Annotated in this window: 12 protein-coding genes; 7 read left to right on the forward strand and 5 right to left on the reverse strand. The window is 45.3% G+C overall.

The genetic code is table 11. The annotated features are described in order from the left end of the window. Positions 1-73: 73 nt before the first annotated feature. Positions 74-1222 carry a multidrug effflux MFS transporter gene (locus PXH59_RS08875; RefSeq protein ID WP_047770316.1) on the forward strand — a complete coding sequence of 383 codons (1149 nt, stop codon included), beginning with the start codon at positions 74-76 and terminating at the stop codon, positions 1220-1222. A gap of 133 nt (positions 1223-1355) precedes the next feature. Here PXH59_RS08875 and PXH59_RS08880 read toward each other — a convergent pair whose 3' ends face one another. Together PXH59_RS08880 and PXH59_RS08885 are read right to left on the reverse strand one after the other, a co-directional pair. Next, positions 1356-2099, reverse strand: coding sequence for a type 2 GTP cyclohydrolase I (locus PXH59_RS08880; protein WP_285811704.1), 744 nt, complete (start codon positions 2097-2099; stop codon positions 1356-1358). A 182-nt stretch (positions 2100-2281) separates the two neighbouring features. Then, the gene (locus PXH59_RS08885; protein ID WP_047770320.1) at positions 2282-2500 is read right to left on the reverse strand and encodes a YbfA family protein; all 219 of its coding nucleotides are present in this window, start codon (positions 2498-2500) and stop codon (positions 2282-2284) included. Between the two features lie 340 nt (positions 2501-2840). Between PXH59_RS08885 and kdpF the strand changes: the two genes are divergently transcribed. From kdpF to kdpD, 5 genes are read left to right on the forward strand one after another with little or no spacing between them, the layout of a single operon-like run. Then, positions 2841-2930: a K(+)-transporting ATPase subunit F gene (kdpF, locus tag PXH59_RS08890; protein ID WP_072059786.1), complete on the forward strand. Its 90-nt coding sequence runs from the start codon at positions 2841-2843 to the stop codon at positions 2928-2930. Then, a complete protein-coding gene (gene kdpA, locus PXH59_RS08895) occupies positions 2931-4628 on the forward strand; it encodes a potassium-transporting ATPase subunit KdpA (RefSeq protein ID WP_047770322.1) in 1698 nt (565 codons plus the stop codon). A gap of 22 nt (positions 4629-4650) precedes the next feature. Next, positions 4651-6717, forward strand: a complete 2067-nt coding sequence (gene kdpB, locus PXH59_RS08900; protein ID WP_285811370.1) for a potassium-transporting ATPase subunit KdpB — start codon at positions 4651-4653, stop codon at positions 6715-6717. 56 nt (positions 6718-6773) lie between these two features. Then, complete coding sequence (gene kdpC / locus PXH59_RS08905) at positions 6774-7373, forward strand: potassium-transporting ATPase subunit KdpC (RefSeq protein ID WP_285811371.1); 600 nt, start codon at positions 6774-6776, stop codon at positions 7371-7373. Continuing rightward, positions 7360-10074: a two-component system sensor histidine kinase KdpD gene (kdpD, locus tag PXH59_RS08910; protein WP_285811372.1), complete on the forward strand. Its 2715-nt coding sequence runs from the start codon at positions 7360-7362 to the stop codon at positions 10072-10074. Before kdpC ends, kdpD begins: the two co-directional genes overlap by 14 nt. Before the next feature lie 87 nt (positions 10075-10161). Here kdpD and pulA read toward each other — a convergent pair whose 3' ends face one another. Continuing rightward, the gene (gene pulA / locus PXH59_RS08915) at positions 10162-12963 is read right to left on the reverse strand and encodes a pullulanase-type alpha-1,6-glucosidase (protein ID WP_285811373.1); all 2802 of its coding nucleotides are present in this window, start codon (positions 12961-12963) and stop codon (positions 10162-10164) included. Between the two features lie 452 nt (positions 12964-13415). On the opposite strand from pulA, the gene PXH59_RS08920 reads away from it, so the two are divergent. Next, the gene (locus tag PXH59_RS08920; RefSeq protein ID WP_047770332.1) at positions 13416-13844 is read left to right on the forward strand and encodes an EamA family transporter; all 429 of its coding nucleotides are present in this window, start codon (positions 13416-13418) and stop codon (positions 13842-13844) included. A gap of 72 nt (positions 13845-13916) precedes the next feature. On the opposite strand, the gene pgm is transcribed toward PXH59_RS08920, so the two are convergent. Further along, positions 13917-15557, reverse strand: coding sequence for a phosphoglucomutase (alpha-D-glucose-1,6-bisphosphate-dependent) (gene pgm, locus PXH59_RS08925; RefSeq protein WP_285811374.1), 1641 nt, complete (start codon positions 15555-15557; stop codon positions 13917-13919). Positions 15558-15650: 93 nt separating this feature from the next. Beyond that, positions 15651-16184, reverse strand: a complete 534-nt coding sequence (gene seqA / locus PXH59_RS08930) for a replication initiation negative regulator SeqA (protein WP_285811375.1) — start codon at positions 16182-16184, stop codon at positions 15651-15653. Positions 16185-16210: the final 26 nt, after the last annotated feature.

Genomic DNA, 16210 nt, shown 5'->3' on the forward strand with positions numbered 1-16210 from the left:
TTATTATCATAAAGAGACAGTAACCATACTGCTAACCTTTCACGCCATGACTTATCAGCAAAAGAAAAAAATCATGCAAACTAAACCATCACTTTGGCTCGCTATTGCCTTGATGATGTTCCCGCAGATCGTAGAAACCATCTATAGTCCCGCATTAACCAATATTGCTGCTGGGTTTTCCGTCAACTCAGAGCAAGCTGGCCAGACATTATCACTCTACTTTTTTGCTTTTGCCCTTGGTGTTGTCGTATGGGGACGTATGTGTGATGTCATTGGCAGACGCCCAACCATGATTGCTGGTCTATCACTCTATGGTCTCGCTTCCCTGCTGGCATTATTGACACAACAATTTTGGTTATTACTCGTTGCCCGAATGCTATCTGCTTTCGGAGCCGCCGTTGGCTCTGTCGGCACACAAACCATTATGCGTGATACTTATCGTGGGGAAGAGTTAGCGCGGGTTCTTTCCATCATGGGAATTGCCTTAGCAATCAGTCCTGCTATTGGTATGTTCAGTGGTTCAACATTGAACTATTTTGCTGGCTATAAGGCCGTCTTTGCTGGGTTAATTATTCTGGCGGTTATCCTGATCTGTTGGTCTATTACCCGGTTACCAGAAACCCGGCCAACTGACGTAACAAAAGTGGCTTTATTCAGCACAGTCATTATGATGCTTAAAGATATTTCAATTTGGAGAAATGCGTTTTTGATCGCACTTTTTAATCTTTGTTTATTCAGCTATTACCAATTAGCGCCATTTCGTTTCCAACACTTTGGATTATCCCCGAAAATATTTGGTTATACTGGCTTGTTATTAACTTTCGGCGTTGCATTAGGCGCACTATTAAACAAATATCTATTAAAGCAACACTGGATATCAACCCAATTAGTTACCCTTGCCTCATTAATCAGTTTATTCAGTGGGATCGGGGTATACCTGCTCGAAAATAGCTGGCTCTTTATTTTTCCAATATTGGGAATAGTTATCGCTTATGGACTGGCGATCCCGAATATTTTAGCTACTGCATTAACTGACTATTCAGACAGGCTAGGTACAGCGGGTGCTTTACTTGGGCTGTTTTACTATTTGCTGCTGGGACTTGGTTTGGCATTGGCAGGCTGGGGGCAGGCATTAGGCCGCGTATTAATATGTTGTGGGATCGCAATGATGATTTTATCTCTCTTGCAAGATAAAAAGTCCCAATTGCCAAAATGGCAATAAAATCCTGGGGCTATACCAATCCAACTTCAGAATGCGCGTTATATTTCCCCGTGCTGCGGGGAAATATAACGCCTCGCGTCGTCTTACGGATTGCAACTTGAGGTTTATCGAGTATATATAAGTTACTAAAAAATCAAGCCGGATTAGGAATATCGATAAAAATCACATCCAACCCATAATTATTCGCCAACCATTCACCGAGCGCTTTGATACCATAGCGCTCTGTCGCATGGTGCCCTGCCGCAAAAAAATGCAGCCCCATTTCACGGGCAACATGGATAGTTTTTTCCGATACCTCTCCTGTCACAAAAGCATCAACGCCAAACTCAGCCGCCTGTTCAATAAAACCCTGGCCGCCGCCTGTGCACCATGCCAGTGTGCGGATCTCTTCCGGTGCATTATCCCCACAATGCAGGACCTTTCTCTCCAGGCTTTTTTCGAGACGTTCAGTCAATTCTGCCGGCGTAACAGGCTGCTCAAAAACACCATGAGGAAGAAGGGGATCAATCTCGCCGATAACCTTTACACCCATCTGACGTGCCAATTGGATATTGTTACCCAAAGCAGGATGGGCATCTAACGGAAGATGATAGCCATACAGGTTGATATCATTGCAAAGCAGTGTTTGCAAACGGCGACGCTTCATGCCACGGATAACCGGAGATTCATTCTTCCAAAAGTATCCATGATGAACGATGACAGCATCTGCCTCAAGACGAACAGCTTCATCCAATAGTGCCTGACAAGCTGTCACGCCTGTAATAACCCGTTGAACATGGGAGCGGCCTTCCACCTGTAATCCATTGGGAGCGTAATCTTGAAATTCACGGATCTTCAATTCCGTATTGAGCGCATGCTCCAATTCAACATTGTTCATCACATTCCCCCTGTCACTTAGCATTTTCTTCATCATAAAAGACATACCTGCCATGGATTAAGTCAAAATAGATTGGTTATAAATCCAATATAAAACAAAACACCTTGCCAGCATAAACCGACAAGGTGCCAAGATACTATAGTTCAAATGCTATATTCAAAATGCCCGGTTAGGCTACATCGTCATGCAATTTTAGTGATTTCGGTATCTGACGCCGTTTCCGAACTTTCCAGCCATACTGGCTTATCACTGGTTTTTAACCATACTTTATGAAGATAGCTATAAAAGCGGGCACGGTCATGACGAAACAGCATAACAGGAAACGCAATGACACCCAGTGATATAGCGCCAATACGTCGCAAGAGAATCTGATGCCAAGAGTATGCACGATAAATAGACATTGATACCCCTCATGGGCTTGCCCTTGTAATATGCCTAAAATTTTATCCGATAAAATGAAAACTGACTACTCATCCGACCACTTTTTAGTGATATAAATTACCTTTTTTCTCTGATTTCGTAATTTAATTACAAAATTATACTTAAACAGAAACAAAACAAACAAATTGAAAACAAAAAATTAACTCAACATAGTTTGCTACACTTGCCTTATCGTTGAATTCCAAAGATCATTTATACTTTTTTTACGCTTTCAGAGACCCTTTTAATAACTTACTTGTATGGTATTTCTATGCTGTAACTGACTATTTCTTGAAGAAATAAGCAAGGAGATACACCACCATGAATATCTATCTGATCCTTGGCATTTTTCTGGTGACGCTATTACTGGGCTACCTAATTTATGCGTTATTGAATGCGGAGGATTTCTAAATGGCAGTATCCGCTTTTTTACTGATTGCCAGTTTCCTGCTCATACTATTTCTATTGGCCAAACCGCTTGGTATCCTGATTGCCAGACTCGTCGAAGGAGAGCTGCCTCCCTGGCTAACCAAAACAGAAACCTTCTTATGGCGTTGTTGTGGCCTGCAAAAACCGGGCAGCAATGTTAAAGAAATGAACTGGTGGCAATATGCTCTCACTATCCTCATATTCAATATAGCCGGGCTATTACTCCTGTTTACGCTGCTGATAAATCAAGGTCACCTGCCACTGAATCCACAACATTTTGTTGGCATGAGATGGGATCTGGCACTGAATACCGCGCTCAGTTTTATCACTAATACCAATTGGCAAGCTTATAGCGGAGAAAATACCCTCAGTTACCTGAGCCAAATGGCCGGATTAACTGTTCAGAATTTTCTGTCTGCGGCAACGGGCATTGCCGTGGCTTTTGCCTTAATGCGGGCGTTTTCCCGTCAAGGCACTAAAACAGTGGGAAATGCGTGGATAGACATTACACGCATCACGGTATATCTCTTACTTCCGCTTGCGATCATTGTGTCTTTATTCTTTGTCAGTCAAGGCGTTATTCAAAACTTTTCTCCCTATGTCCTCATCCATTCCCTTGAAGGACAACAACAATGGCTTCCTATGGGACCCGTTGCTTCCCAAGAGTCCATAAAACTTTTGGGAACCAATGGCGGCGGATTTTTTGGTGCCAACTCAGCTCATCCATTTGAAAACCCAACTGCACTCAGTAACTTTGTTCAGGTTCTGGCTATTTTTTTGATCCCCAGCGCCTTATGTTTCGCATTCGGTCTGGTTGTTGGCGACAACCGTCAGGGATATGCCCTGCTGTGGGTAATGAGTATTATTTTCATTATTGCCACCGGCGTGGTGATGTCTGCCGAAATCGCAGGCAATGCCCATCTCATCCATCCCAATATCGGTAACCACTTTAATATGGAAGGCAAAGAAGCCCGCTTTGGTATCCTTGCCTCTTCTCTCTATAGTGTTGTGACGACAGCCGCTTCCTGTGGGGCCGTAAATGCAATGCATGACTCCTTTACCGCACTGGGTGGCATGATACCGCTCTGGTTAATGCAAATTGGTGAAATTATATTCGGGGGCGCAGGTTCCGGGCTTTATGGCATATTGCTGTTCGTTCTGCTTGCCGTATTTATCGCAGGCTTAATGATTGGCCGGGCACCAGAATACTTAGGCAAAAAAATCGATGTCTATGACATGAAAATGGTCGCACTCTCGATTTTAATCACACCTTCGCTGGTTTTATTAGGTACTGCTTTAGCAATTTCAATCGATGCAGGTCGCAGCGCTATCGCCAATCCCGGCGCTCATGGTTTCACCGAAGTACTTTATGCTTTCTCATCCGCAGCCAACAACAACGGAAGTGCTTTTGCCGGACTCAACGCCAACAATGTTTTTTACAACCTGTTGTTGGGAATAGTCATGTTTCTTGGACGCTTTGGCATCATTCTGCCTGTTCTGGCAATCGCGGGTTCCATGGTTAACAAAAAACGCCAGCCGATTAGCAGTGGCACCTTACCGACCCACGGCTCGCTCTTCATCGGATTATTGATTCTGGTCATTTTACTGATTGGTGCTCTGACGTTTATTCCTGCTCTGGCTCTTGGTCCTATTGCAGAACATCTACAACTTTGGCCGTGAGGTTGAGCGAGTGAGGTAACGCATGAAAAACAAACAACAAGTACTATTTGAACCCACTTTAATTCGCCATGCCCTGATCGATTCGTTAAAAAAATGCCATCCGGCTCAACAATGGCGCAATCCGGTCATGTTCGTTGTCTATGTGGGAAGTTGTCTGACCACCGCCTTATGGATAGGCCTATTAGTGGGACAATTGACAGGCAGCGCACTCTTTACCGGCACTATTGCCCTCTGGTTATGGTTTACTGTCCTGTTTGCCAACTTTGCGGAGGCACTGGCCGAAGGGCGTAGCAAAGCTCAAGCCGCCAGTCTGAAAGGCGTAAAAAGAACCAGTTTGGCAACCAAACTGGCCTCCCCCAACCGTGAGGCAACAAAAGAAAAAGTCACTTCTGACACTTTACGCAAAGGCGATATTGTGCTGGTGGAAGCCGGAGAAATTGTTCCTTGTGATGGTGAAGTTCTTGAAGGAGGAGCTTCCGTTGATGAAAGTGCTATTACAGGAGAATCGGCCCCCGTTATCCGCGAATCCGGCGGCGATTTTTCCTCTGTCACCGGAGGGACGCGGGTTTTATCAGATTGGTTAATCGTCGAATGCACAGTCAACCCGGGAGAAACCTTTTTAGACAGGATGATCTCAATGGTTGAAGGTGCCAGACGACGTAAAACACCCAATGAAATCGCTCTCACCATTCTGCTCACGGCACTAACCATTATTTTTCTGCTGGTTTGTGTAAGTTTGCTGCCTTTTTCCTTGTTCAGTGTTCAGGCTAACCAATCTGGCGCACCGATTACACTTACTGTTTTGATTGCCTTACTGGTTTGCCTGATCCCCACCACCATTGGCGGGTTACTGTCAGCTATTGGCGTTGCGGGTATGAGCCGGATGTTGGGAGCCAACGTTATTGCTACCAGCGGACGAGCCATTGAAGCCGCTGGGGATGTCGATGTTTTGCTACTCGATAAAACGGGCACTATCACGCTAGGAAATCGTCAAGCATCCCAATTTTTACCCGCATCGGGCGTAACGGAACGGCAATTGTCTGATGCGGCTCAACTCTCTTCTCTCGCAGATGAAACACCGGAAGGGCGCAGTATCGTGATTTTAGCAAAACAACGTTTCAATATGCGTGAACGTGATCTGCGAGAATTAAACGCGACATTTGTCCCCTTTTCCGCAATGACGCGCATGAGTGGTGTCAATATGGGTAATCGTATGATCCGCAAAGGCGCTGTCGATGCGATTCGTCGCCATATTGAAGCTAATCATAGCCATTTCCCGGATGTGATTGACCAATTGGTACAACACGTTGCGCATAAGGGGGAGACCCCCTTGGTTGTTGCTGAGAACCAGCAGGTTTTGGGTGTTGTTGCCTTAAAAGATATTGTGAAAGGCGGGATTAAAGAGCGCTTTAGTGAAATGCGCAAAATGGGGATCAAGACGGTCATGATCACGGGTGACAATCATCTCACTGCCGCTGCAATTGCTGCCGAAGCAGGCGTTGATGACTTTCTGGCAGAAGCCACTCCCGAAGCGAAACTCGCCCTTATCCGCCAATATCAATCCGAAGGGCGTCTGGTTGCCATGACGGGTGATGGTACAAACGATGCGCCAGCGCTGGCACAAGCAGATGTTGCCGTTGCCATGAATTCAGGCACACAGGCGGCGAAAGAGGCAGGCAATATGGTCGACCTGGATTCCAATCCCACCAAGTTGATCGAAGTTGTCCATATTGGCAAGCAGATGCTAATGACCCGTGGTGCTTTAACCACATTCAGTATTGCCAATGATATTGCTAAATATTTTGCCATCATTCCCGCTGCCTTTTCAGTGACGTACCCACAACTTAATGTGTTAAACATCATGCACCTGCATTCTCCAGAATCTGCGGTACTGTCTGCGGTTATCTTCAATGCGATAATTATCATCTTTTTACTGCCATTGGCCCTAAAAGGCGTCAGTTACCGCCCAATGAATGCATTGTCACTCCTGCGCCGGAATCTATGGGTATATGGGCTTGGTGGCCTGCTTGTGCCTTTTGTAGGTATCAAGCTTATTGACATATTGCTTACTGCCTTAATGTTTAACTAACGATCTTTTAACGACAGCGTATTTAAAAACCGGTGCATCAAATAAGGTGATGAAAAATGATCTGGTTACGTTCTTCCATTGTTCTGCTGGCATTTCTTAGCTTAATCACGGGAATTGCCTATCCATTACTGGTGACGGGAATAGCAGAATTTTTATTCCCCTATCAAGCTAAAGGATCGCTAATAGCGCAGAATGGCAAACGGGTTGGCTCCGAATTAATTGGTCAAAATTTTACCAAAGCCATCTATTTTCATGGGCGGCCTTCCATGACAGCTGAAAAACCGTACAACACCCTGTCATCCGGAGGCAGTAATCTCGCAATAACCAACCCTGTATTGAACAGCAAAATACATCAAAACATTATCCGGGTACGCTTATTTAACCATCCCGGAAACTATCCAATCCCTGTTGATTTAATCATGGCATCGGGTAGCGGACTCGATCCCCATATATCCCCAGAGGCGGCTGAATTCCAGGCTCAACGTGTGGCGATAGCCCGTCACATGCCACTTACCGTTATCCATAAGCTGATTGAGCAACACATTCAATATCCCCTGCTGGAATATATGGGGCAACCCATCGTCAATGTACTGGCACTGAATCTGGCGTTAGATAACCTGAACCCAAAAGGCAGATCAGAATATGGAACACAATGAACCGCCGCGTCCTGATCCTGATGAATTGCTGACACTGGCAAACGAAAAACCCCGCGGCAAACTAAAAATATTTTTCGGTGCTTGTGCGGGTGTCGGCAAAACATATGCCATGCTGCAAGAAGCTCAACGCCTGCTGGCGCAGGGTTTAGATATCATTGTCGGTGTTGTTGAAACTCATGATCGACAAGAAACCGCAGCCTTACTGAAAGGGTTGCCCCGATTACCTCCCAAATATTTCCACCATAATGCTCGCCGGATAGCCGCATTTGATATTGATGCCGCCCTTGCCCGCCATCCGGCCATTATTTTGATGGACGAACTGGCATTCAGTAACCCGAAAGGTTGTCGCCATCCGAAGCGCTGGCAAGATGTCGAAGAATTATTGGAAGCTGGCATTGATGTACTGACGACCGTCAATGTGCAACATTTGGAAAGTTTAAATGATGTTGTCGGCGGCATTACCGGTATTCGCGTTCGGGAAACCGTTCCTGATCATATTTTTGATCAGGCCGATGATGTTGTTCTGGTCGATCTGCCGCCAGATGATCTGCGCCAACGGCTCAATGATGGCAAGGTTTATATTTCAGGTCAGGCTGAGCGTGCCATTGAACATTTTTTCCGCAAAGGGAACCTGATTGCCCTGCGTGAATTGGCATTGCGTCGCACGGCAGATCGCGTAGATGACCAAATGCGCGCTTTTCGTGATACCCGAGGAAAAGAACCCGTATGGCATACGCAAGAGAATTTACTGCTGTGTATTGGCTACAACGCCGGCAATGAAAAACTGGTTCGAAAAGCAGCCCGCCTGGCAGCAAAACTCAACTGTAGCTGGCATGCCGTTTACGTTGAAACCCCCAGGCTACATCGATTGCCCGAAAGCAAACGACGTACCATTTTACAAGCCTTAAAACTGGCACAAGATCTGGGCGCTGAAACCGCAACACTCTCTGATTCCGATGAAGAAAAAGCCATCCTGCGCTACGCCAGAGAGCATAATCTGGGTAAAATCCTGATTGGTCGCTATTACAATTCACAGGTAAATTTCTTTGGCTTTAAATGGCATCGTGACTTTTCAGAGCGTCTGGGAAAACTCGGTCCTGATTTGGATTTGATTATTGTTGCGTTGGAAAATAAAAAAAACAGAGACAAAGAGCCAAAAGATAACCGAACATTTAATAATAAATGGCGAGTCCCGATTCAGGGTTTTTTGATGGCTACCGTACTCTGCGCCCTCATTACCCTCTTTTCCCGAACTTTCTTGCTGACCCTCGATAAAGCCAACCTGGTCGCACTCTATCTGCTCGGCGTTGTCATTATTGCGCTGTTTTATGGCCGCTGGCCATCTGTCTTTGCGGCTTTTGTCAATGTCATCAGTTTTGATCTTTTCTTTGTCCAGCCACGTTGGTCATTGGAAGTCAAAAACATACAATATCTGCTCACATTAGCTGTAATGCTGATTGTCGGAGCCGTTGTTGGCAACCTCACTTCAGGTATACGTTATCAAGCCAGAGTAGCCCGTTATCGCGAACAACGCACACGACACCTGTATGAAATAACGCGTACACTGAGCAAAGCGCTGAACGAAGAAGACGTAGCCCGTATCAGCTATCACTTTCTATCCAACAGCTTTCAGGCAAAAACAGGTCTGCTGCTGCCAGATAGCAACCAGCATTTATATCAAGTGAAATCCACTAATGGTGGTCAGATGCAGGTCGATGAAGCGATCGCCAAATGGTGTTTTGAGAAAAAACAGCCTGCCGGCGCAGGGACGGATACATTACCGGGAGTCCCTTATCAATTACTGCCTATCGCTACGCCCTCGCAGGTTTTTGCCGTTCTTGCTATTGAATCTCCTAACCAGCGCCAGTTACTGGTACCGGAACAACAACGGCTATTACAAATCTTCACGGGACTCATTGCCAATGCGCTGGAACGCTTGTACCTTACCCGCAGTGCAGAATCCGCCAGGTTAGAAACTGAGCGGGAACAACTGCGTAATTCATTACTGGCAGCACTATCTCACGACTTACTTACGCCATTAACCGTACTATTCGGGCAGGCTGAAATACTGATGTTGGATTTATCGACAGAAAGTTCGCCCCATACCCAACAAGTTAACCAAATTCGCCAGCAAATTCTCAGCCTTTCACGACTGGTCAATAACCTGCTTGATATGGCACGACTACAATCAGGGGGCATTCAGCTTAATCTTGAATGGTATCCATTGGAAAAAATTGTCGGCAGTGCCTTGCGTGCTCTGGAACATACCCTCAATCGCTATACTGTAGCACTTTCTTTACCTGACGCTTTATTGCTGCATTGTGATGCCGTCTTACTGGAACGTGTTTTTATCAATTTGCTGGAAAATGCCATTAAATACACTAACGGACAAACCCTCTTAGGCATAAAAGCCACAATCGAGGAAAAACCTGATCAAAAACAGGTGCATATTGAAATCTGGAATGCAGGCTCAGGCAATCCATCAGGGCAAGAAAAACTGATTTTTAATAAATTCTCACGCGCCAACAAAGACACCGCCATATCCGGTGTCGGGTTAGGTTTGGCAATCTGCCGATCCATTATTGAAATCCACGGCGGAAAAATATGGGCGGCTAACAATAAAAAAGGGGGGGACAGTTTTCATTTTCTTCTACCGTTAGAAGACTCGGCAAAAATTGAAAATGCCCCCAGAGAAATATGAGTATGGTTAACGTGAATACAGCCAATGTCTGTTCGGTTAAAACCATGTATTGCTCACATCAAAAATAACCCCATTTTTTGCCGGTTTTTACTCTTTCCTGCGCACAGGCAAACCTGTTCCACGCATTCCTGCCTGCGGCAGAACCAACACGGCTGCCGACCATGCAGGCATGGTTACCTCACCATTTTCTGTTATTTGTATTCCCGCCGCTAAAGATGTTTCACCTAATTCACGTTGAATAGCGTTTAATTTCAATCCGTTGATATTAAGATCTTTGACAGTCACAGGCCAAGGTGCAGCGTTAATAACGATGACCACACCATCAAATCTTCGGTCATAATCACGTGCGGTCGTGTTACCATCATCAATCGTCATCACCAATAAACCCATTTTCTGATGAGGGCCAACATTGGCAAAATCGACCCGTTGCCTGACAGCCTCACCATCACCAAGTGTCATCAATGGTGAAAATTGACGTAACCGCAATAGCTCCTGATAAAAGGCCATCATTTGTAATAATTCAATTTGACCCGGTTTTTCTGCCTGATTTTTTACCCGATTAATCAGTGGATAATTTTGGCCGTCGTTATCACGTTCAGGTAGCCCCACATCATAGTTATTGTCTTTATAGTCATAACTAACTCGATTAAACCAATCGCCTGCGTCATAAGAATCACGGGTAAATGATTTTGAACGCAATAACTCTGAACCCTGTTGATCGAAAGCCAGGCCTTGCCCAAGAAATACCGTTGCAAGAGAGAGCGCCTGCATCCGAACCCGTGTCATTAAATCGGCTTCCTGGGCGGCTTTATAGCTAATAATATCCCACAATGTTTGATTGTCGTGCTTAGATACATAATTTAGTACTTCAGTAGGATCTGACGCATAACCCGCAGCAGTACCCTTATAATCAATTTCTCTGCCGGTTTTCACATTTCCATCTTTATCGATCATGACGAAATCAGCCAAATTGCCAGCCATGCCAAGACGTACCAGATCCCATAAATGACGAGCCTTATCCGCATCTAAGCCAGAAATTTCGTTCGGCAATATTCCGGCACCATTTCCTACGCCCTGATGACGGCGAATACTGTCAGCAACATCAAAAGGCCCACCTCCACGTACCGCATCTCGCAATCGGTCAGAGAAGGTTCCAATGCCACTTCCCTTAAGATTAACTTGTGATGCGATTTCAAATCGATCATCCTGCCCAGAATGCCAGCCCTCGCCGAAAAAGTAGATCGATGGATTAATCGCCCGTACTTTTTCCAGTGCCGATATAATTTGCGCTTTGGGGTGATAACCCATTAAATCGAATCGAAATGCATCTACCTTATAATCTTTAACCCAGGTCACCAGCGAGTCTTCAATCAGTTTGGCAAACATACGACGTTCAGGCGCAGTGTCAGCACAACAGGTATTATTTTCTACATTGCCGGTTATTTCATCTAAACGGTGGTAATACCCAGGCACGATCTTATCCAACACCGATGTCCGGGACGCAGGGCCTGCCGCATCGGTATGGTTGTAGACAACATCCATGATCACATTCATCCCTAATTGCTGTTTGATAGCCTGTATCATGGAGCGAAACTCTTTTATACGACCGGAACCTTCTGGATCAGTAGCATAAGAGCCTTCCGGTACTGAATAGTGAAACGGATCGTAGCCCCAATTATAGGAATCCGTCTTGGCCACCATCGTATTTAATTCTTGTACCTGCGGATTATTGATATTGTCATCACGCTGCAACTGCTGCAAAACTTCCCGTACAGTCAATGATCTGTGGCAATAACCCGCAAAACGGCTATTTTTCACCATAGGATTGACCCGACATAGACGTTTAAAAGAGTGATCAAGATCAGCCACCTGATGACTAAATTCGTTAATGGAAGCGTTATCGAACACAGGCAATAACTCCATATGAGTCATTCCCGCCCGGCTCAACGCTTTAAGGTGTTTGAACATATCGCTGTTCTTGTCGGTCAGTGCCAGGTATTTACCGCGCCAATCTGCGGGTATCGTACTATCTGTAACAGAAAGATCACGGATATGCGCTTCATAGATGGTCATGCGGGCAATATCCGTTGGTGTATTTTGCGGGTGTGGCGTCAACAGGCTATCCCAATTTTGTGGTTTCAGTGACGCATCATCCAAATTGACGATCTGGCTATATTCTGAATTGGTAGACAGGCTATAAGAATAGGGATCGGTCACTTCATAACGTTCCACATGACGGGAAGAGGGATGGTAGACCTTTAAGGCATAACGATAGTAAGCGCCAATCAATTCCTTGTTACCCTGCCATGACCAGGAGCCACTCGCAACATCACGCGCCATCGAATGATTAGCGACAATTTGTTTATCTTGATTATAAATAATCAAGCCAACCGCTTGGGCCGTCGGTGCCCACAAACGGAAAATCACGCCTTTTTTGTTTATCTGCGCCCCATATTCCAGGTTATCCGCCGCATCGGCGAAACGCTCATCCAATACACCCGCCGTTTGTACCTGAGTTGCCGATATTAGCAAACCTTGCTCATCGGCGGCCAAAGCGACCAAATCTCCGGTCAAAAGGAGATCAATATCTGTTCCCTCTGGCAGACGGAATGCTGCCCATTTTGCCAGATGAGGAAACTTTCTTGCCATCTCTTGACTTAAGTTCGTCGGTGTTAACGTCAGATATTTATCGGTAAAATAACCTTGCTCATTGGACGCTACTTTATTGTTGTGACTGTAATATAAGCGAACAATAGGTTGGCCCGCCCCACCTGGCCATAATAATGTTTGTCGATCAATCCAATGTGCAGAGGCCTGAGAAATTTCTGGTTCAGAATGACAACGATAGATTTGTTCACTGCCAGATATTTTCGTCAAACTATGTGCCATCATTTCCTCCTGGGTTTTGAACGAATGATTTTTATTTTGTATACAGCTATCCTGTACGCAACTTGTCAGTGATAAAATAAATAGGCTGCTAAATACAATAAGATAAACCTTTCTCCAAAAGACAGATTTCATAGCCAAACCTTTTTAATAGAAAGATTACATTAACCATTTTATTTTTTAATAAGATGAAAATAATGATTAGACATTGTATTAGATAAACTCACCTCATCCTTTATTAATAAATATCAGGAGTAGATTAAAGGATGAGCTATCTTCTGTGATATTAATTAATTGTGCTTTCATATAATTAAAAGTCACGGCAATTTGAAAAATAAAGCGCATAAATATTTTTAGCATTTTAATCGAATTATGCATATTCAGATCAACAAATTTAGCCTATGATGCATTCCTCTGGTACCACTCGTTAATATCAAACACAGGGTTAATTGAATATGAGTACATGGCTGATTTATGCCTTACTCTCCGCGCTAACGGCAGCGCTGGTCGCTATCTTTGGCAAAATTGGGTTGCAAAATTTGGATGCCAATACGGCAACCGCCATTCGTGCCGTCATTATGGCACTGTTTTTGGTAGGCGTTGTCGTTGTACAGGGAAAATTGAATCTTATCAGCGAAATTGTCGCCAATCGCAAGGCATTTATGTTTATTCTGTTAAGTGGTATTGCCGGCGCCCTCTCCTGGTTATTCTATTTTCTGGCGATCAAACATGGCAATGTGTCCCAGGTTGCTCCTATCGATAAATTGAGCGTGGTATTTGCCGTCATTCTGGCCGTCATTCTATTTGGTGAGAACGTTTCGCTGGTGGCATCTGCGGGTATCGTGCTGATTACCCTCGGTGCTTTGATGGTCGCTTTGGGATAAAAACAAAGAAGCCGCAGCAACTGCTACGGCTTGTATTTTTGCCAGCCAGAACCTGCCAGAAATAGAAACCCGTTAACCCGCAGTAAATACCTGATTGACGATTTCCTGGGCTTCATGTTCAATTTTTTCACGATGCTCCGCACCAAGGAAACTTTCGCAATAGATTTTATAGGCCTCTTCCGTACCAGAAGGACGGGCGGCAAACCAACCATTATCACTCATTACTTTCAAGCCACCAATGGAAGCGCCATTCCCCGATGCAGTGGTCAAACGAGCGGTAATCGGATCACCTGCCAATCTATCGGCCTTAACCATTTCCGGTGATAACTTGGACAATAATGCTTTTTGCTGATGAGTCGCCGGAGCCTGAATACGGCTATAGCTCGGAGTGCCAAATTTGGCCGCCAGTTTGTTGTAACGTTGCTGCGGGTTCTCACCGGTCATTGCCGTCATTTCAGCCGCCAACAAACAAAGAATGATGCCATCTTTATCGGTTGACCACGGAGTGCCATCAAAGCGCAGGAAAGATGCTCCGGCACTTTCTTCTCCACCAAAGCCTAACTCGCCTTTATATAACCCATCCACAAACCATTTAAAACCGACGGGAACTTCTACTAATTCACGCCCCAGATCAGCGACAACACGATCAATCATGGCGCTGGAAACCAGTGTCTTGCCCACGGCAATATTTTTCGGCCATTGTGGACGATGACGGAATAAATAATCAACAGCCGTTGCTAAATAGTGGTTAGGGTTCATCAACCCCGCCGGCGTGATAATCCCATGACGGTCATAGTCAGGATCATTGGCAAAGGCTAAATCAAATTTACCACGCAGCTCCAGTAACCCCGCCATTGCCCAACGGGATGAGCAATCCATACGGATCACGCCGTCATGATCCAGTGTCATAAAGCGAAATGTCTGATCGACCTTATCATTAACCAGAGTCAGATCGAGATTGTAATATTCTCCAATCCGCTGCCAATAGGCAATCCCAGAACCGCCCAGTGGATCAATACCAATCTTTAAGCCTGCTTGCTGGATAGCCGCCATATCCACAACGTCACCGAGTCCAGTGACATAAGGTTCAATCAAATCACGGGGATGCAGATAGCCACTTTTTAAGGCCTGTTCATAAGAGACACGCTGGATGCCACTAAGTGCCGTTTCCAGTAATTCATTGGCGCGCCGTTCAATGATGGCCGTCAGATCGGTATCAGCTGGCCCGCCGTTAGGGGGATTATATTTAATACCCCCGTCTTCTGGCGGGTTATGGGATGGCGTGATCACGATACCATCAGCCAAATTTTTTCCCTGACGGTTATGGCATAAGATGGCATGGGAAATGGCAGGCGTCGGTGTAAATCCATTATTTTCCTGCACAATGACATCCACGCCATTCGCCGTTAACACCTCCAATACGGAGATAAATGCGGCTTCTGAAAGCGCGTGGGTATCTTTACCCACATAACATGGCCCTGTAATTCCATGTTGCGAACGCATTTCCACAATGGCCTGCGAAATAGCCAGAATATGCGCTTCGTTAAAACTATTGCGGCCAGCACTACCACGATGGCCGGAAGTACCAAACTTGACCTTATGGGCCGGATTTTCAGAATGGGGTTGTAAGGTGTAATACTGTGAAGTGAGTTGAGCGATATTGATTAAATCATGCTGCCGGGCGAGCTGCCCTGCTCTTGGATGAATGGCCACTTTATTATTTCTCCTGGGAGACCGCACTGACTTACCGCCAGCGCAGTACTAATAAACTAAGCGATTGTATTAGTAGTAGAGCAACTAACTGAATTAAATAGTGCCACACACTTTCTCAATCAAATTTGCCGGAAACTTCATATCCTGCATAATATGTTCGATCATGCTGCGTTTACGGTCAGTATTGGTATTGGTGATCACCCAAAAAGGCGTACCGGGAATATGGCGTGGCTTCGTTTGCTTACCGCTAGCCAACAAAGTGTGTTCATCACCGGCGAAATAGGTACGGGTACGGCCATGCATCGCTTCTGTTGCGTTGGAAAAGCTTTCGCTGTTCAAACTATACACTGTAGACAAGATCAGCATAAAGCGTTCAACCGATTTTTTCTTTTCAGCGTACTCATCCGAAAGTAATAATTCACGAATAACGCGAACAGCATCACGGGAACGGGCAACTGGGGTTTTAACAACAGGTGCAGGATCGTTGGCAGGCTCTGTCTTTTGTACTGGCTGCCCGGCGTCTAACTTCAATATGCGCCGTAAAATATCAGATGCACTTTCACCGATATGCAGAGTTTGGCTTGCAATAAAGCGGTAAAGTTCTTCATCAACTTCTATCGTTTTCATTTCTATCCAGTACTGTTCTTAATGAA

This window comes from Xenorhabdus bakwenae (genome assembly GCF_030272115.1).
GTDB classification, from domain to species: domain Bacteria; phylum Pseudomonadota; class Gammaproteobacteria; order Enterobacterales; family Enterobacteriaceae; genus Xenorhabdus; species Xenorhabdus bakwenae.

Coding starts and splice junctions, on each gene's coding strand:
- PXH59_RS08875 (WP_047770316.1), top strand. CDS start 74: ATGCAAACTAAACCATCACTTTGGCTCGCTATTGCCTTGATGATGTTC.
- PXH59_RS08880 (WP_285811704.1), bottom strand. CDS start 2,099: ATGAACAATGTTGAATTGGAGCATGCGCTCAATACGGAATTGAAGATC.
- PXH59_RS08885 (WP_047770320.1), bottom strand. CDS start 2,500: ATGTCTATTTATCGTGCATACTCTTGGCATCAGATTCTCTTGCGACGT.
- kdpF (WP_072059786.1), top strand. CDS start 2,841: ATGAATATCTATCTGATCCTTGGCATTTTTCTGGTGACGCTATTACTG.
- kdpA (WP_047770322.1), top strand. CDS start 2,931: ATGGCAGTATCCGCTTTTTTACTGATTGCCAGTTTCCTGCTCATACTA.
- kdpB (WP_285811370.1), top strand. CDS start 4,651: ATGAAAAACAAACAACAAGTACTATTTGAACCCACTTTAATTCGCCAT.
- kdpC (WP_285811371.1), top strand. CDS start 6,774: ATGATCTGGTTACGTTCTTCCATTGTTCTGCTGGCATTTCTTAGCTTA.
- kdpD (WP_285811372.1), top strand. CDS start 7,360: ATGGAACACAATGAACCGCCGCGTCCTGATCCTGATGAATTGCTGACA.
- pulA (WP_285811373.1), bottom strand. CDS start 12,963: ATGGCACATAGTTTGACGAAAATATCTGGCAGTGAACAAATCTATCGT.
- PXH59_RS08920 (WP_047770332.1), top strand. CDS start 13,416: ATGAGTACATGGCTGATTTATGCCTTACTCTCCGCGCTAACGGCAGCG.
- seqA (WP_285811375.1), bottom strand. CDS start 16,184: ATGAAAACGATAGAAGTTGATGAAGAACTTTACCGCTTTATTGCAAGC.